The 17,021-nt window shown below is 33.6% G+C and carries 17 protein-coding genes; 12 read left to right on the forward strand and 5 right to left on the reverse strand.

The window, feature by feature from the left end; genetic code table 11:
- The first annotated feature begins 7 nt into the window (after window positions 1-7).
- The 9 genes from ABN236_RS18220 (at window position 8) to trmL (ending at window position 9,204) form a co-directional block, all read left to right on the forward strand.
- Window positions 8-700 carry a WbqC family protein gene (locus tag ABN236_RS18220; protein WP_349474610.1) on the forward strand — a complete coding sequence of 231 codons (693 nt, stop codon included), beginning with the start codon at window positions 8-10 and terminating at the stop codon, window positions 698-700.
- 7 nt (window positions 701-707) lie between these two features.
- Window positions 708-1,280: an acyltransferase gene (locus ABN236_RS18225; protein WP_349474612.1), complete on the forward strand. Its 573-nt coding sequence runs from the start codon at window positions 708-710 to the stop codon at window positions 1,278-1,280.
- Window positions 1,281-1,934: 654 nt separating this feature from the next.
- Entirely contained in the window at window positions 1,935-3,071 is a 1,137-nt protein-coding gene (locus ABN236_RS18230) for a glycosyltransferase family 4 protein (protein WP_349474613.1), read from the forward strand.
- A gap of 277 nt (window positions 3,072-3,348) precedes the next feature.
- Complete coding sequence (locus ABN236_RS18235) at window positions 3,349-4,296, forward strand: hypothetical protein (RefSeq protein ID WP_349474614.1); 948 nt, start codon at window positions 3,349-3,351, stop codon at window positions 4,294-4,296.
- Window positions 4,286-5,497, forward strand: coding sequence for a lipopolysaccharide biosynthesis protein (locus ABN236_RS18240; RefSeq protein WP_349474616.1), 1,212 nt, complete (start codon window positions 4,286-4,288; stop codon window positions 5,495-5,497). The genes ABN236_RS18235 and ABN236_RS18240 overlap by 11 nt, the downstream gene beginning before the upstream one ends.
- A complete protein-coding gene (locus tag ABN236_RS18245; RefSeq protein WP_349474617.1) occupies window positions 5,481-6,638 on the forward strand; it encodes a glycosyltransferase in 1,158 nt (385 codons plus the stop codon). The genes ABN236_RS18240 and ABN236_RS18245 overlap by 17 nt, the downstream gene beginning before the upstream one ends.
- A 37-nt stretch (window positions 6,639-6,675) precedes the next feature.
- Window positions 6,676-7,842, forward strand: coding sequence for a nucleotide sugar dehydrogenase (locus tag ABN236_RS18250; RefSeq protein WP_349474618.1), 1,167 nt, complete (start codon window positions 6,676-6,678; stop codon window positions 7,840-7,842).
- A 34-nt stretch (window positions 7,843-7,876) separates the two neighbouring features.
- Complete coding sequence (locus tag ABN236_RS18255) at window positions 7,877-8,668, forward strand: glycosyltransferase family 2 protein (protein WP_349474619.1); 792 nt, start codon at window positions 7,877-7,879, stop codon at window positions 8,666-8,668.
- A 32-nt stretch (window positions 8,669-8,700) separates the two neighbouring features.
- Window positions 8,701-9,204 carry a tRNA (uridine(34)/cytosine(34)/5-carboxymethylaminomethyluridine(34)-2'-O)-methyltransferase TrmL gene (gene trmL, locus ABN236_RS18260; protein ID WP_036933349.1) on the forward strand — a complete coding sequence of 168 codons (504 nt, stop codon included), beginning with the start codon at window positions 8,701-8,703 and terminating at the stop codon, window positions 9,202-9,204.
- Between the two features lie 71 nt (window positions 9,205-9,275).
- Here trmL and ABN236_RS18265 read toward each other — a convergent pair whose 3' ends face one another.
- From ABN236_RS18265 to ABN236_RS18285, 5 genes are all read right to left on the reverse strand, one after another.
- Complete coding sequence (locus tag ABN236_RS18265) at window positions 9,276-9,833, reverse strand: serine acetyltransferase (RefSeq protein WP_349474620.1); 558 nt, start codon at window positions 9,831-9,833, stop codon at window positions 9,276-9,278.
- Window positions 9,833-10,654 (reverse strand): serine O-acetyltransferase, encoded by an 822-nt coding sequence (gene cysE / locus ABN236_RS18270; RefSeq protein WP_088494105.1) that lies wholly within the window; start codon window positions 10,652-10,654, stop codon window positions 9,833-9,835. The genes ABN236_RS18265 and cysE overlap by 1 nt, the downstream gene beginning before the upstream one ends.
- 90 nt (window positions 10,655-10,744) lie before the next feature.
- The gene (gpsA, locus tag ABN236_RS18275; RefSeq protein ID WP_349474622.1) at window positions 10,745-11,761 is read right to left on the reverse strand and encodes an NAD(P)H-dependent glycerol-3-phosphate dehydrogenase; all 1,017 of its coding nucleotides are present in this window, start codon (window positions 11,759-11,761) and stop codon (window positions 10,745-10,747) included.
- A complete protein-coding gene (gene secB / locus ABN236_RS18280; protein WP_006534205.1) occupies window positions 11,761-12,231 on the reverse strand; it encodes a protein-export chaperone SecB in 471 nt (156 codons plus the stop codon). The genes gpsA and secB overlap by 1 nt, the downstream gene beginning before the upstream one ends.
- A 69-nt stretch (window positions 12,232-12,300) precedes the next feature.
- The gene (locus ABN236_RS18285) at window positions 12,301-12,738 is read right to left on the reverse strand and encodes a rhodanese-like domain-containing protein (protein ID WP_023583406.1); all 438 of its coding nucleotides are present in this window, start codon (window positions 12,736-12,738) and stop codon (window positions 12,301-12,303) included.
- Between the two features lie 359 nt (window positions 12,739-13,097).
- Between ABN236_RS18285 and rimO the strand changes: the two genes are divergently transcribed.
- The 3 genes from rimO to ABN236_RS18300 all read left to right on the forward strand — a co-directional run bounded on the left by rimO (window position 13,098) and on the right by ABN236_RS18300 (window position 16,902).
- Window positions 13,098-14,426, forward strand: a complete 1,329-nt coding sequence (gene rimO / locus ABN236_RS18290) for a 30S ribosomal protein S12 methylthiotransferase RimO (RefSeq protein ID WP_088494108.1) — start codon at window positions 13,098-13,100, stop codon at window positions 14,424-14,426.
- Between the two features lie 215 nt (window positions 14,427-14,641).
- The gene (gene envC, locus ABN236_RS18295) at window positions 14,642-15,934 is read left to right on the forward strand and encodes a murein hydrolase activator EnvC (RefSeq protein WP_102949433.1); all 1,293 of its coding nucleotides are present in this window, start codon (window positions 14,642-14,644) and stop codon (window positions 15,932-15,934) included.
- A 53-nt stretch (window positions 15,935-15,987) separates the two neighbouring features.
- Entirely contained in the window at window positions 15,988-16,902 is a 915-nt protein-coding gene (locus ABN236_RS18300) for a divergent polysaccharide deacetylase family protein (protein WP_349474624.1), read from the forward strand.
- Window positions 16,903-17,021 lie beyond the last annotated feature (119 nt).

The following is a 17,021-nucleotide window of genomic DNA, read 5'->3' on the forward strand; positions in this document are numbered from 1 at the left end:
ATATATAATGAAACTAGCTGTTATGCAGCCCTATCTATTCCCGTACATAGGATACTACCAATTAGCTTACTGCAGTGATCTTTTTATCTTTTATGATGATGTTAATTATATAAAAAAAGGATATATAAATAGGAATAATATAGCAACTAAAAATGGAGTTTTTCTATTTTCACTGCCTATAAAAAACGCATCTCAAAATAAGTTAATAAATGAATTATATTTCGCTGAAGAAACAAAAAAAATTTTATTAACAATAGAAATGTCATATTCTAAATCAAAATATTTTCATGAGATTTACCCATTAATTGAATCAATATTCAATAATAAAAACAGAAATGTATCAAATATAACTTCACTATCAATTATTAAGGTATTTGAATATCTTTCATTAGATTTCAACTATAATTTTTCCTCAAGTATTGATTATGATCGGAAAAATAGTGCTCAAGAAAAAATATATGACTTATGTGAAATAAATAATTCCAAACAATATATAAATGCAATTGGAGGAATGGAACTCTACGATAAAAAAGAATTTCAAAAAAGAAATATACAATTAGGATTTATCAAACCATTAATCACAAATTATCCACAAATGAATTCATCTACCTTTATAGGTAATTTATCAATGATTGATATTCTAATGAACTGTAGTAAAGATGAAATAATTAATCAACTCAATAATTTTAAAATTATATAGGCTAAATATGTCATTCTATACTCAAGAACAACTATTAGAAATTGGTTTTAAAAGTATTGGTAAAAATTGTAAAATAAGTACAAAAACGTCCATATATAGACCAGAAGAAATTGAAATTGGAAATGACTGCCGTATCGATGATTTTGTTATTTTATCTGGAAAAATTCATTTAAAAAACAATATTCATATTGCCGCATTTTGTAATCTAAGTGCCGGTGAATGCAGTATTTTTTTTGAAGACTTTTCTGGATTAGCATATGGTTGTCATGTATTTACTGGAACTGATGACTATAGTGGTAGAACAATGACAAATCCAACTGTACCGTTAAAATATAAGGGATTAAAGGAAAAAAATATTATAATTGGGAAACATGCAATTATAGGAACAAATTCCATTATTATGCCTGGTGTTAATATTGCGGAAGGGACAGCTGTTGGCGCGTTATCGATGGTTACAAAAAGCACAAAGCCATGGGGTATATATTTTGGCAATCCAGCTAAAAGGATCAAAGAAAGAAAAAAAGATTTATTAAATCTAGAAATAGAATATTTAGAAAGTAAAAAAAAGCATAATAAATAATAAGTTATTGATAAAAATATTAAAACTCTTATTTACCAATATAAAAACTTATATGCAATTGATTTAAATGATATTAACCCATATTAGCTCTAATTTACTTCCCCATTTCCTATCAATATTACATCAATGATTAGCTAAAAAACCATTCCTTCTTAATCTACTATTTTTATTGGCACGCTCATACACTTTTGCCTTTCTACCAGTGCCTTATATTTAAATATATACTCCAATAAGCAGGATAAAATCATAGCTAGCAAACACTATCATAAAAAATCATATGCTACTAAAAAATTCAAAGCAACGAGTAATAGGGTGATATTTAAAATCAAGTAATTAAACTGTTGTATCAAAACATCCTGCCGCCTATTGATGAATAGGTGGCATATTCTTTTCATTAACGTTTGTTGATGTAATTCAGAATGATCTGGCTGAATCAACAGCTATTCCAGTATTTATATATCCTCAATCAATGCTAAAATACCCAGCTATTACTTGACCGTCTGGTTTGAAGAGTCTACTCTCAGTGCGGTTTTTCGCATATTGATAAAATATGCTTATATAACAAAACTCTTATATTACAATTAGATAAGAGTTTTTCGAGATGAATTTTGGCGCTCTGGGGGCCGTAAACCCAGTGCGGTAGCTATGCTAAATATGAATATTTTACATATCACTAGAAATATCCCTATAAAAAACCTAAATGGTAATCCAATAATTCTTAATATTATAAAGGAATTAAAAAAACAAGGAATTTATCAACAAGTATTATTTCCTGCAGAATACATACCTAAACTTCCTTTTTTACCTCAGAGATATAAAATTTTTTCCACTCTAAAACAAACAACCTACATAGATAATAATATACAACTTTTATTTTATAATTTTATTAGGTTGCCAAAATTTTATGAGTTTTTTTTATGTAGTTCATATATAAAAAATGATGTTTATGATTTTATTAAAAATATAGATGTTATTCATGCTCATTATATTTTACCTGATGGATTGATTGCTTATAAACTAGCCAAGAAAAAAAATATAAATTATATTGTTAGTATTAGACAGGGTGATGTTGATAGAATAAAGAAAATAAAACACTCAGGTTTTTATTTTGATAAATATAAACTTGTCTTAGAAAATGCATCTTTTGTTATTGCCATCAATAAGAGTATAAAAGAATATATAGAAAATACTTTTAATATAAAAACGATTAACATTCCACATGGAGTTAGTAAAAGCAAGTTTCCATCGACATTCCCCATAAAAAATGAAAATAAAATAACAATAACAACCTGTGCTCAATTGATAGAAAGAAAAAATATAGATTGGGTAATCGATGTATTTAATAAAATAAGCAGTCACACAAAAAATATAAAACTAAATATTATTGGTGATGGCCCATTATATAATGAACTTTCATCTACAAAAAATAAAGATATCTACTTCCATGGTTGGAAAAATAATAATGAAGTTTTAAATATATTCAGTAAGAGCGATATTTTTATATTACCAAGTGATAATGAAACATTCGGAATGGTATATATAGAAGCAGCAATTAATGGATGTGTTATTATTGGAAAAAAAGATACCGGAATAGATGGGTATTTAAGTTCAGATGATGGAGCATTCTTTATTTCATCTCCAGAAGAATTATATCTTTTACTCAATAATTTAATTGAAAACCATGCATTACTTACAGATTTAAAAATTAAAATTTATAAAAAATCCCAAGAATCCTTTTCTTTAGAAGAAATAATAACAAAGTATATCAATATTTATGAAAAAGCTAAGTAACTTCATCATACCAACTATTATATTTTTTATATTTCTATTCTCTTATGGAAGTTTTACATCCATAAAATATTCATACATGGGATTTTCGAACAAGTTTTCTTTATTGGATTTTTTTATTTCCTATAGCTTATTAAATTTATGTTTTTTATACTATATTTTTATTAAAAATGATTTTAATAGGCTAATTTGCTTTTTTATTTTGATATTCAACACCATTCCAAACAGTGTTTTATATTCCTATCAACTATCTACTATTAGTATAATCACCTGGTCCTTAATGGCGGTTCCAATAACAAATATCATTTTAAATTTTACTATTAATATTAAATTTAAGAAGATAAAACTATCAGAAAGGTCTATACTACTTCTTTTGTTTTCTCTTATGTTACTTTGTCTGATTCCTGTGGTTTTAGCACATGGCATAAAACTTAATTTTAATGTTTTTCTATTTAAAGACATATATGATATACGAAGAGAGTCTAGACTATCTAATACATCATTTTCTGTATATGGTTATTTTTGGTTAGCTAAAGTGATATGTCCTATCAGTATCATATATGCTCTAGAAAAAAAGAATAAGCTATTATTCATTATATCAAGTATAGTACTACTATATCTATTTATGACAACAGCACATAAATCTGTATTTCTCACCCTTTTTGTTATTTTAGGTTTTTACATTGGTGCTAATAATTATAAAGAAAAATACTCTCAAATTACAAAGGCAACACTAGCATTATTTATAGTAATATTATCTTTAAGAATATTTGTAGATTTTGAAGAACCTGAATCATTATTAATACGTAGATTGTTTTTTATTCCATCACTATTAAACTACTACTTCTTTGATTTTTTTCAATCCTCTTTTACTTACTACTCAAATTCATATTTATCATTTTTTATAGATTATCCTTTTGATAAAACCATTCCTCAATTAATTGGTAAAACTTATTTTAACAGTGAGGAAATGAGTGCTAATAATGGCTATATTAGTGATGGTTATGCTAATTTAGGTCAAATAGGAGTCTTTATAAATATACTTTTAGCTAGTATAGTATTCAAGGTTTTAAAAAATTCAAATTTCCCTCCAAAGTATTTTGGGTTAATTTTTATAACAATATATGCTATTCAAGGTAGTGCATTTTCAACTTTTCTATTCACTCATGCAGGTATCTTACTTTTAGTATTAGCACCTTTATTATTTAATAAAAAGAATGAAAAATAAAATTATAAAACTATTATTAGGACCAGTATTTGGTCATGGAATAACTTTTATTTTAACTCCATTTTTTATGAGTAAATACACTCCTAGTATCTTTGGGGAATATGCGTTTTTTATTTCTTTGATTGGTTTATTTTTAGCTATATCCTGCCTTCGCTTTGAAGCAATATGCCTGATCTGCACGGATAAAGAACTAAATAATATTATTACTTTATCCTTACTTTCTTCACTTCTTATTTCTTTATCTGTTTTTATAATATCATCCTTATTAGGATATAAATTTTCTTTTTACTTATCTATAGCTATATTTTCTCAGGCCTTACAAGCTTTTATTTCTAATATTTTATTAAGAAATAATAAGCATTATCAAGCTTCAATTATTAGATTTTTATTCCTCAGTTCTATTCCTATAATACAGCTAATATTGTCATTATATGATTTTTCTGAAGGGCTTATAATAGGATATTTTTTATCATCTACTTTACTTTCTATTTTATGCCTTTTTTATCTAAAGATATTGAAAAAAAACCTTAGAAAAAAAACAAACTTATATAGCTATATATTAAAAAAATATAAAAGTTACTATATAACCAATAGCATATCTAGTCTAATAAATAGTTTTACCAGCCAAATGCTACCAATTAGTATACAATTTTTATTTGGCTCCTATGTATTAGGATTAATAAATATTATGCAGCGTTTATTTATTAACCCCTCTAATTTCATTCTGAGAATAATTATGCAAGTCTATAATAAAGAATTCTCAGAAAAACTAAGAAAGAAAGAAAGAAAATCAGCATCAATTTTATTTTATAAAACAAGTATTTTTTGTTTCATTACGAACATTATAATATTTTCATTTATTTATTTATTTATGACATTCATAATTACGACGTTTAATAATGAAACTATGAATAATTGGGCAGAATTAAAAATATATTTAACACCTATACTATTTCTTTGTATAGTGCAAGGTGCAGTAATTCCCATATCGCAATCATTAACATATCTAGAAAAACATAAATTTCAATTATACTTTGAAATTTTTAAGTTATTTATATTTATATTTCTGATATTAATTTCAAAATATACAAACCAATCTTCAATCGAATATATATACTGTTATTTAATATATAGTGTTATTTTTTATATTATTTTATACATTAAAATAGGAATGCATCTTAAAAGTGGAAAAGCACAATAATATTAATATCTATTTTAGAACTCCTAGACAGTGGATAAAAAACTTAGCCATGAAGTTAGGTTGCAGTTTTTCTCAAGAAAAAACAAAACAAATGTTTGAGAAAAAAAGTTTCAAAGAAAAGATACTAGATTTATCCAAATCAATACCATGGCTTCCGCCTTTAGAATGGCTAGTTCCATATCATTTACTCTCTCCAATTCCAGATAATATTCAATTAATTATAGAATCTGGTTCTAAACTTATATTTACTAAAAAAAATTATGTAGTTTATGTTGAATCTGGTATCGGTTTATTTTCCTATAATACAAAAAAAATAAATAAAATAAATCTATTTTTCTTCAAGAGGTTAATAAGAAAGAAAAACTTTAAAGGATTTATTTTTTATTCTGAAGCATCACAGGAATCTACCAAACAAATTTTTACTCAAGCAAAAATAGAAAATTTATTTGAAAGTATAAACTTAGGGGTGATATATCCTTATTCATCAACAGAAAAAAAAATCATTCCTAATGATGCACTCAATTTATCAATATTACCTCTAAAACTATTATTTTGCTCAAGTAGTTTCAATTTAAAAGGAGGGAGAGAAGTTATACTCGCTTTTGAGTCTCTGAAACACTTAGATATTGAATTATATTTAGTAACAGATGAAGATATACTGAGAAACATATCAACTAAAAAATCAAAAAATATCAAGCTAATCCCATTTAAATTATCGACTAGTGAATACTTAGAACTAATAAAGAAAATAGATATAATTATTCATCCAACATATTTTGATACACATGCTCTATCACTACTTGAAGGTATAAAATTAAAAAAACCATCAATAGCCACAAATACTTTTGCAATTCCCGAGTATATTATAGATGGTGTTACTGGAATTTTAATAGAAAATAGATATCACCCATATGATAAGTTTAAAAAGCCAAACTTTTCAGGGAAAGCACTTAATTATGCAAAAAAAATAGAAAATATGGATACAAATCTTCAATTAGCAGAAGATATAAAAAAAGCCATCGAAACATTATACTTTAATATAGATAGATTTAATGAAAACTGCTTTAAAATAAGAAAAAATGTATTAAATGATGAATATATAATTAAACAATGGGAATCTATATTCAAAAAAATACAGTAATTTTTGATATTACTGCACAAGAAATAAGGTATATAAAATGAAAATCACAATCTCAGGTACCGGCTATGTCGGTCTATCTAACGGGGTACTTCTTTCCCAAAACAACACAGTTGTTGCGTTAGATATCAATAAAGAAAAAGTTGAATTACTTAACAAAAAAATCTCTCCAATTACAGATAAAGAAATTGAAGAGTTTTTAGCAACCAAAAAACTCGATTTTACTGCAACCTTAGATAAAGAATTCGCTTACAAAGATGCTGATTTCGTTATCATTGCAACACCTACTGATTACGATCCTAAAACAAACTATTTTAACACCTCATCGGTAGAGTCTGTTATCCGTGATGTTTTAGAATATAATCCAAATACGACAATGATTATTAAATCAACCATCCCAGTTGGTTTTACCAAAGAAATGAGAGAGAAATATAATACAGATAATATTATTTTCTCTCCTGAATTCTTACGTGAAGGTCGTGCACTTTACGATAATCTTTATCCATCTCGTATTGTTATTGGTGAACAATCAGAAAGAGCACAAAAATTTGCTGACCTATTACAGCAAGGTGCACTGAAAAAAGATATTGATGTTCTGTTCACTGACTCCACGGAAGCAGAAGCGATTAAATTATTTGCTAATACTTATTTAGCTCTGCGTGTTGCTTACTTTAATGAACTTGATAGCTATGCTCAAGCTTATGGCTTGAATGCAAAACAAATCATTGAAGGTGTCTGTTTAGATCCTCGTATCGGCAATCATTATAATAATCCATCGTTCGGTTATGGTGGTTACTGTTTACCAAAAGATACCAAACAACTGTTAGCAAACTACGACTCTGTTCCTAATAATATTATTAGTGCCATCGTTGAAGCTAACCGCACTCGTAAAGATTTTATTGCCGACTCAATTATCGCTAAATCACCAAAAATCGTAGGTGTTTATCGTTTAATTATGAAGTCTGGTTCTGATAATTTCCGCTCTTCTTCTATCCAAGGTATTATGAAACGCATTAAAGCCAAAGGGATTGAAGTGGTAATCTATGAACCAGAGATGAAAGAAGAAACCTTCTTTAATTCAAAATTAGTTCGTGATTTAAATGAATTTAAATCGATCTCTGATGTTATTATTACCAATAGAATGGCATCGTTACTACGTGATGTTGAAGAAAAAGTTTATACCCGTGACCTATTTGGTAACGATTAATTATATATTTTCCTTCAATTAGGCCGTAGTTCTAATGTTATCCAAAAATACTAATTTTTTAATATCTATTATTATGCCATCCTATAATTCAGGAGAGTATATACGGAAGTCTATAGATTCAGTTTTGAGACAATCCTATAAAAATCTTGAATTAATAATTATTGATGATTGCTCTAATGATAATACTATTGAAGTAATCTCCTCTTATAAAGATGAGAGGATTAAGATATTAAAAAATGAATCTAATCAAGGTGCTGGAATTACTCGTAATAAAGGATTATCACTTGCTAATGGGCGTTTTATTTGCTTTTTAGATAGTGATGATTATTGGCGAGATGATAAGTTAGAAAAACAACTTAATTTTATGCTATCTAATAATATAGATTTTTGTTTTTCTGCTTATGATAGAGTTTCTGAAGATGACGCTTTTATCTGTAAAATTGGGGTTCCTGAAAAAGTAAGTTATTCAGATATGCTAAAAGTCTGTTCTATTGGTTGTTTAACAGTAATGTTTGATAAAGATAAATTTACTGATTTCTCAATGCCATCAATAAGAAAAAGACAGGATTATGCTCTCTGGTTAAAACTACTGAAACAAACACCTTATGCTTATGGAATAAATGAGTCGCTTGGTTCTTATAATATAAGAGAAAATTCAATCTCTTCCAATAAACTTGATGCAGCAAAGCACCAATGGCAGATTTATCGGGATATAGAGAATCTTAATATATTTTTAGCTTCCTATTATTTTTCTCATTATGCTTTTAATGGTTTTTTTAGATCTAAATTTCCTTCTTTAGCTAAAAAACTGGGTCTTTTGAAATAATATTAGTTTCTACATCTTGTCTTAGGCTTTATATGCTCAATATCGTCTTATTTGAACCCGAAATTCCACCGAATACGGGGAATATTATCCGCCTGTGTGCTAACACAGGCTTTCATCTTCATCTAATCCAGCCATTGGGTTTTACTTGGGATGATAAACGTCTACGTCGTGCAGGGCTTGATTATCGTGAGTTTGCTGATATTAAACAGCATCACGATTACTATGCTTTTTTAGAAAGTGAAGGCTTAAACCCTGATAATGCACAATCACCAACAGGTGCGCGTGTATTTGCGTTAACGACAAAAGGTACACCAGCACATAGCAATGTGAGCTATCAAGATGGAGATTATCTCCTTTTTGGGCCTGAAACCCGTGGTTTACCGCCTTATGTGTTAGACAATATGCCAACACAGCAGAAAATCAGAGTTCCAATGCTTGCTGATAGCCGTAGTATGAACCTGTCAAATACCGTTGCCGTTGTAGTTTTTGAAGCATGGCGTCAACTTGGTTATCCTGGTGCATTACTAAGAGACTGAAATGTAAAAAGCGCTGATCATAAATAATGACTAGCGCTTTTTTAATTTTAAACAACTAAAAATCTAACTTATTACTCTGATGGTTGTCTGATTTCAGCAATGACTTTGGTGATATACCTACACCCTTCCCCCACATCCTTTAATACCAATGCGTGAGCACCAATCACCGCATTATCACCTATCTCTATCTCTCCGCCGATAATCGATGAGTTACAGCCAATATAAACGTGGTTGCCAACTCGAATATCTGCTTTACCATCCTTCTCTTTTACTCCGATGGTCACACCTTGCATTAACGTCACATTCTCACCTAGCTGGCAGTAATTAGTCAGTACGATCCCTATCGGATGAGGTAATGAAAGGCCTTTGCCTATGCGAGTTCTTAGTGAAATATCGTTGCAATACTTACGATTATTTTTAGCACCAATACGAATGCCAAGTTTTTTGAGAAAACGGTTTTCAGAGAAATAAAAGAATTGGGCGACACGCCACCAAAATAGATAACGTGAACGTTGGCAGAAAAAAACGCGATGAAATAGTCTTATCCAACTAAAAGGCTTGTTATCACCGATATATTCAGCGTGTAAACAAGCCTTAAGTTCAGAGAGTGTAACTTCAGTTAATGCCATTAAATGCCATCACCACATTCAAAACCGGGCACCACACCATTAAAGTGTTGATCCATATCGAGTGAAGGCTTGTCACTCGTTGGCTTACCGACAATGCGGGCAGGAACCCCTGCAACAGTGGTATGAGCAGGAACTTCATGTAATACCACAGAGCCAGCACCAATTTTGGCACCACGCCCAATCTCAATATTGCCAAGTATTTTAGCACCCGCACCAATCATTACACCTTCGCGCACTTTAGGGTGACGATCGCCACAGGTTTTACCTGTACCCCCTAAAGTGACGGATTGCAGAATAGAAACGTCATTCTCAACGATAGCGGTTTCACCAATCACAATACCTGTTGCGTGATCAAGCATAATGCCATGACCAATGCGAGCGGCTGGATGAATATCAACCCCAAAAGTCACAGAAATCTGGTTTTGTAGGTAAATAGCGAGTGCTTTACGATCTTGCCCCCATAGCCAATGCGCTATGCGATAAGCTTGTAAAGCATGAAAACCTTTTAGATAAAGCAGAGGTGTGGAGTACTTATCAACTGCGGGATCGCGTAAACGAACGGCTGAAATATCATAAGCTGCTGATTCAATCATAGAATTATCACTACGATATGCTTCTTCAACAATCTCACGAACAGCAATCGCAGGCATAGTTTGAGTCGCCAGCTTGTTCGCCAGCATATAGCTTAAGGCACTGCCTAAATTTTCATGCTTGAGTAATGTCGCATGGAAGAAACTCGCCAAAATTGGCTCGCAATCTGCCAAACATCTTGCTTCATCTTTAATATGATCCCAGACTCTTTTTAGTTCTTCTAGCGACATACTCACTCTCATTCTTTTTACATTGAAGCCTAAGTAAAAACTTAGGCTTCTTATGTTTAAAACAGAAATAAATAACTATCTAAAATAGACTTAGAAAAGATTACTGTCTATCTCATCTTTTGTTGCACGGCCTAATAAAGATAATGCCGCTTCTTTAGCATCTTTATGCTGGTATAAAATTTGGTAGATCTGCTCTGTGATAGGCATTTCAACACCAACTTGCTCAGCTAATGCACGAACCTCTTTGGTATTGCGATAACCTTCAACGACCTGCCCGATTTTCTCTTGGGCTGTATCAACATCAAAGCCTTGACCTAGCATCATACCGAATCGACGATTACGAGATTGGTTATCGGTACAGGTTAAAACTAAATCACCTAAACCCGCCATTCCCATAAAAGTAGCAGCATCTGCACCTAATGCTTTACCTAATCGGCTCATCTCGGCAAGTCCGCGGGTGATCAGCGCTGTACGCGCATTCGCACCAAATCCCATACCATCAGACATACCCGCACCAATCGCAATCACGTTTTTTACCGCGCCACCTAATTGCACACCGATAAAGTCAGGATTTTTATAAACACGGAAACTTTTGCCACAATGGAAAAGCTGTTGAAGCTCTTCAGAGAACGTATTATCCGTTGATGCCACAGAAATCGCAGTGGGCAAACCCGCGGCAAGCTCTTTAGCAAAAGTAGGGCCTGATAAAACTGCTAGCGGGATTTCATTACCTAATACTTCACGCGCTACATCTTGCAACAAGCGCCCAGTATGAGCCTCAAGTCCTTTTGTCGCCCAAACAACACCTGCATCCTGACGTAAAAAGGGTTTGATCTGTTGTAATACATCACCAAAAACATGGCTTGGGATCACAACAAGAATATTACGGCTGGCTTCAATGGCTTTTTGCAAAGAAGCTTCCATGTATAAACTATCAGGAAAGGAAACATCGGGCAGAAATGCCTGATTACAGCGTGCTTGCTCTAATGCAGCAACATGCTCAGGATCATGACCCCAAAGTACAACGTCATGACCATTGCGCGCTAAGGTAATCGCTAAAGCGGTGCCGTATGAACCGGCACCGATAACTGTCATAGAAGCGTTCATTAAGCTTCTTCAGCCCCTTCATTAGCCGCATCAGTTTGTTGCTGTTGTAAATAGTTCATAAACAACGCATCAAAGTTAACAGGTGCTAAGTTCAGTTGTGGGAAAGTACCACGGCTAACTAAGTTAGTGATACATTCACGAGCGTAAGGGAACAGAACGTTAGGGCAATATGCACCTAAGCAATGTGCCAGTTGAGTGCCTTCGATACCTTCAACGGTAAAGATACCTGCTTGTTGAACTTCACACAGGAATGCAGTTTCGTTATCCATTGTTGCGGTTACAGTAACGCGCAGAATAACTTCATAGACGTTTTCAGCTAGAGTATTAGAAGAAGTATCCAGATCTAATTTAACTTCTGGTTGCCACTCTTTTTGGAAAACTTGTGGGGCATTAGGCGCTTCAAAAGAGATATCTTTTGTATAGATACGTTGAATTTGAAAAGTCATCTCTTGGTTTTGCTGTTCTGACATAATAATCTTACCTTTTTATATCCTTATTAATTGAATAGCAGTAAGTATAGAACTCAATCTGCCCGCTCGTTACTTTTTACCTTTAGCCAGTGGTAAATTCTCACCACTCCAGCCTGAAAGACCATCTTTTAAGATAAAGACTTTTTCAAAACCGAGTTTAATTAGGCTTTCTGCAGGTTTTGCACCTTCAATACCTGATGGTGACACAACAATAACTGGCTGTGATTTATATTTCTCCAGCTCAGCAATATTATTATTTTTGATTTCAGAAGGCGTTAAATTGATAGAATCAATGATGTGTCCTTTACGGAATTCATCACGGCTACGGATATCAACACACACCGCATTCTCTTTGTTTATCAAAGAAATCGCTTCTGTACGGGAAATATTTTTCGTCTTAGAAAAAAGCCCTTTAAAGGTCAATACAATGACCGCCACCAGCAACGCTACCCAAACAAAGCTTAACAGGGTGTGCCGGTTGAAAAATTGCATTACTTCTTGCAGCATAGGATGCAATCACTCTCGTTGGTTAAAAATAGTATCAAAGAGCCAAAGTATACCTTTGTCATGGCGCAATTACAGCCTATTCCTGCTTTTCTCTTTCTATTTTTGCGGAAAGTTTCTCAACAATCATTTTTTTTATTGACGGATTTATGTACCATTAGCGCTGGTTCCGTGAAAAATGATGAATTGAAAAGGCCTTACCTTTTTACTCTACAGGAACTCTCTTCAGGCAAGCTATTAATAAATCAGCATCCCTAATAGTGGCTACTTACGTATAAAATCTCCCATATTACGTAAGATTTATACCTGTCTGAGATACAACAACTATCTGTTATTTATTTAAAAGTATTGAGAACACGAGCATGTCGCAAACAAATCAAGTGCCTAAAATTGGATTCGTTTCATTAGGTTGTCCTAAAAATTTAGTGGACTCTGAACGTATCCTAACCGAACTGCGTACAGAAGGTTATCAAGTTGTTCCTACCTATAATGATGCTGATTTAGTCATCGTCAACACCTGTGGGTTTATTGACAGCGCAGTACAAGAATCGCTAGAAGCGATTGGTGAAGCACTCGATGAAAACGGTAAAGTCATTGTTACCGGCTGTTTAGGTGCAAAAGAAAACCAAATTCGTGAAGTGCACCCTAAAGTACTCGAAATCACAGGGCCTCATAGTTACGAACAAGTTTTATCTCATATTCACCATTATGTACCAAAACCTGATCACAACCCTTTTCTCAGCCTTGTTCCTGAACAGGGTGTAAAATTAACGCCTCGTCATTACGCGTATTTAAAAATCTCTGAAGGTTGTAATCACCGTTGTACGTTCTGCATTATTCCATCAATGCGAGGCGATTTAGATAGCCGCCCAATTGGTGAAGTTTTAGGTGAAGCTAAAAGATTAGTTAATGCAGGAGTAAAAGAGTTACTTGTTATCTCTCAAGATACTTCTGCTTATGGTGTTGATACTAAACATCAAACGGGTTTTTGGGATGGAATGCCTGTCAAAACCAGTATGGTCAGTTTATGTGAACAACTGGCAAAATTAGGTATTTGGGTTCGCTTACATTATGTTTATCCATATCCACATGTTGATGATGTCATTCCTTTAATGGCAGAAGGTAAAATTCTACCTTATTTGGATATTCCGCTTCAGCATGCCAGCCCTAAGATTTTAAAACTGATGAAACGCCCAGGTGCTGTTGAGCGTACATTAGAGCGTGTAAAACGCTGGCGTGAAATTTGCCCTGAGTTAACCTTACGTTCTACCTTTATTGTTGGTTTCCCGGGTGAAACAGAAGAAGATTTCCAAATGCTATTGGATTTCTTAACACAAGCACGTCTTGATCGTGTTGGTTGCTTTAAATACAGCCCTGTTGATGGTGCGAAGGCAAATGAATTAGCCGATCAAGTACCTGAAGAAGTGAAAGAAGAGCGTTATCATCGCTTTATGCAATTACAGCAACAAATTTCGACTGAGCGCTTGCAAGAGAAAATCGGCAAAGTGTTGCTTGTTATGATTGATGAAGTGGATGAAGAAGGTGCGATTGGTCGTAGTATGGCTGATGCGCCTGAAATTGATGGTGCAGTTTACCTCAATGAGCAATTTGATGTAGAACCAGGGCAAATCGTTCGTGTTCTTATTGAACATGCAGACGAATATGATCTTTGGGGTACTATCGTCGAATAATCTCTCTCGTGGACAGCGTGATATTCTATTGCGCTGTCACACAAAATCCCTCTTTTTTCCTCTCTCCTATGATTATTGCTTTATAATCTCTTATTAATTGAATAGATTACCTGTTAGGTATTATCTGAAATTTCGGCTTTATTTCGTGTTAACTGGTCAGTTGTTTTATGGCATGGAATAATCTTACAAACTGTTATGAAAGGTACGTTGGTCAGATGGCAAAGAAAATGGATCTTCAAAAAAAAACACATCCGTCTTATCGTGTATTTTCTTTACCGTTAATCACGTTGCTTATTAGTACAACCCTCTTTTCAGCCGCTCCTGTTTTTGCTAACACATTAACGGATAATCGCAATCAACTAAAAGATCTGCAAACCACGATTGCGGAAAAAGAAAAACAAGTTCAAGAACAACAAAAACAACGTACTGCACTTCTTAATCAACTAAAAACACAAGAAACCCAAATTTCCAGTGCGGGGCGTTCTGTGCATGAAACCCAAAACCGCTTACAAACATTGAGTAAAGAGATAAAAACCATTACCGCAAATATTGCTCGCTTACAAAAACAATATCAGTCACAGCAAGAGTTATTAGCGCGTCAAATGGATGCTGCGTATCGTCAAGGTAAGCACCAAGGTATTGAGCTCTTATTTCGTGGTGAAGAAGGCCAGCGTGAAGAGCGTATTTTAGCGTATTACAGCTATATTAATGATGCTCGCAAAGAAACAATGGCAGAGCTTGCTCAAACATCAAAAGAGCTTGAAGCAGAAAAAGCAGCGCAGCAAGCAAAACAGAATGAGCAAAAGCAGGTTCTCACTAAACAACAGCAAGAAAAACAAAAACTCGATAATGCTTTAGCTGCTCGACAAAAAACGCTGACACAACTTGAATCAACTTTAAAAGCAGATCAGAAAAACTTAGCCACCATGCGAGCTAATGAAGCTCAATTAAGAAATAAAATTGCTCAAGCTGAGCGTGAAGCTAAAGCACGAGCAGAGCGTGAAGCCCGAGAAGCAGCACGCATTGCAGCCAAACAACGAGAAGCCCAACAGCGCGGTTCAACTTATAAACCAACAGCCGAAGAGCAGTCATTAATGTCACGTACAGGCGGTTTAGGTAAACCTGCGGGGCAAGCTATTTGGCCTATCAGAGGCTCTTTATTACACCGTTTTGGTGAGTCTATTTCTGGCTCTGGTGAATTACGTTGGAAAGGAATTGTTATACCAGCAGCACAAGGTACTGAAGTAAAAGCCATTGCTGATGGTCGCGTATTATTAGCAGATTGGCTTCAAGGTTATGGTTTAGTCGTCGTGGTTGAACATGGTAAAGGTGATATGAGCCTTTATGGTTATAACCAAAGCGCTTTAGTGAATGTTGGCCAACAGGTTAAAGCAGGCCAATCTATTGCTTTAGTTGGTAACAGTGGTGGACAAGAGCGTTCAGCACTCTATTTTGAAATTAGACGTCAAGGAAAAGCAGTGAACCCTGTTCCTTGGCTTGGGAGGTAGGTTTGAAATTACTTGGCACATTACAACGCAAGCGCTCTTTTTTACTTAGTTTAATGTTGCTAAGTCTGGTTGTAAGTACACCTGCATTTGCAGCTAAATTAGCCATTGTGATTGATGATTTTGGTTATCGTAAAAAAGAAGATAACCAAGTTTTACAACTTCCTACTGCGATTTCTATCGCTATTTTGCCTGATTCTCCTCATGGTAAAGAAGTGGCGACTAAAGCCCATGCACAAGGGCGTGAAATTCTCATCCATATGCCGATGGCGCCCATTAGCAAACAACCTCTAGAGCGCGATACCCTAAAACCGTCAATGGATCAGGCTGAAATTAATCGCATTATTCAGCATGCTATTAGTAATGTTCCTTACGCTGTCGGTATGAATAACCATATGGGCAGTGCAATGACATCGGATAGACAAGCAATGGATAGAGTTATTAAAGCGCTTAATCACTCTAATCTCTATTTTTTAGATAGCGTGACCATTGGTAATACACAAGCTGCTATTGCTGCTAAAGCCGCAGGAGTTCCTTCTTTGCGTCGACATGTTTTTCTCGATAACGTACAAACAGAAGCAGAGACTCGCCAACAACTTGCCCGCGCTATTGCTTTAGCACGAAAAAATGGCTCCGCCATTGCTATCGGACATCCTCATCCCTCGACTGTTAGAGCATTACAGCAGCAGTTGCCTTTATTACCTGCTGATATTCAACTTGTGGCACCAAGTGCGCTATTAAAACCACAAATAGAAAAACCGATACAACCCGAACCGCCAAAAGTTGTGCCACCAACAGAACAACCGAAAGAGCCAAAACCTGCGTCTTGGTTAAAGCCAGCGCAAGAAGCGATTATTTCGATGAAAAAAAGTACGCTAATTAATACATTATCCAGTGGATTTAGCTCATCAGAAAAAAAGAAATTACCCGATATAGCTGATCCTAATGGAATTGGTGAAGTTGAAAACTAATGCAATAAAAAAGAGCCTTAAAAGGCTCTTTTTTACTTAGCGTGACCCGTCCTGAATAAGGTTGACACTTTTCCAATCTGAAATTGGAGAGTGTAATGAAACCAATCACTAAACGAACT

It is taken from the genome of Proteus sp. fly-1013 (assembly GCF_040140245.1).
In the GTDB taxonomy this organism is placed as follows: Bacteria; Pseudomonadota; Gammaproteobacteria; order Enterobacterales; family Enterobacteriaceae; genus Proteus; species Proteus mirabilis_B.

Excerpts from the sequence above, each read along its gene's own strand:
- ABN236_RS18220 (WP_349474610.1), top strand. The coding sequence starts at position 8 with ATGAAACTAGCTGTTATGCAGCCCTATCTATTCCCGTACATAGGATAC.
- ABN236_RS18225 (WP_349474612.1), top strand. The coding sequence starts at position 708 with ATGTCATTCTATACTCAAGAACAACTATTAGAAATTGGTTTTAAAAGT.
- ABN236_RS18230 (WP_349474613.1), top strand. The coding sequence starts at position 1,935 with ATGAATATTTTACATATCACTAGAAATATCCCTATAAAAAACCTAAAT.
- ABN236_RS18235 (WP_349474614.1), top strand. The coding sequence starts at position 3,349 with ATGGCGGTTCCAATAACAAATATCATTTTAAATTTTACTATTAATATT.
- ABN236_RS18240 (WP_349474616.1), top strand. The coding sequence starts at position 4,286 with ATGAAAAATAAAATTATAAAACTATTATTAGGACCAGTATTTGGTCAT.
- ABN236_RS18250 (WP_349474618.1), top strand. The coding sequence starts at position 6,676 with ATGAAAATCACAATCTCAGGTACCGGCTATGTCGGTCTATCTAACGGG.
- ABN236_RS18255 (WP_349474619.1), top strand. The coding sequence starts at position 7,877 with ATGTTATCCAAAAATACTAATTTTTTAATATCTATTATTATGCCATCC.
- trmL (WP_036933349.1), top strand. The coding sequence starts at position 8,701 with ATGCTCAATATCGTCTTATTTGAACCCGAAATTCCACCGAATACGGGG.
- ABN236_RS18265 (WP_349474620.1), bottom strand. The coding sequence starts at position 9,833 with ATGGCATTAACTGAAGTTACACTCTCTGAACTTAAGGCTTGTTTACAC.
- cysE (WP_088494105.1), bottom strand. The coding sequence starts at position 10,654 with ATGTCGCTAGAAGAACTAAAAAGAGTCTGGGATCATATTAAAGATGAA.
- gpsA (WP_349474622.1), bottom strand. The coding sequence starts at position 11,761 with ATGAACGCTTCTATGACAGTTATCGGTGCCGGTTCATACGGCACCGCT.
- secB (WP_006534205.1), bottom strand. The coding sequence starts at position 12,231 with ATGTCAGAACAGCAAAACCAAGAGATGACTTTTCAAATTCAACGTATC.
- ABN236_RS18285 (WP_023583406.1), bottom strand. The coding sequence starts at position 12,738 with ATGCTGCAAGAAGTAATGCAATTTTTCAACCGGCACACCCTGTTAAGC.
- rimO (WP_088494108.1), top strand. The coding sequence starts at position 13,098 with ATGTCGCAAACAAATCAAGTGCCTAAAATTGGATTCGTTTCATTAGGT.
- envC (WP_102949433.1), top strand. The coding sequence starts at position 14,642 with ATGGCAAAGAAAATGGATCTTCAAAAAAAAACACATCCGTCTTATCGT.
- ABN236_RS18300 (WP_349474624.1), top strand. The coding sequence starts at position 15,988 with ATGTTGCTAAGTCTGGTTGTAAGTACACCTGCATTTGCAGCTAAATTA.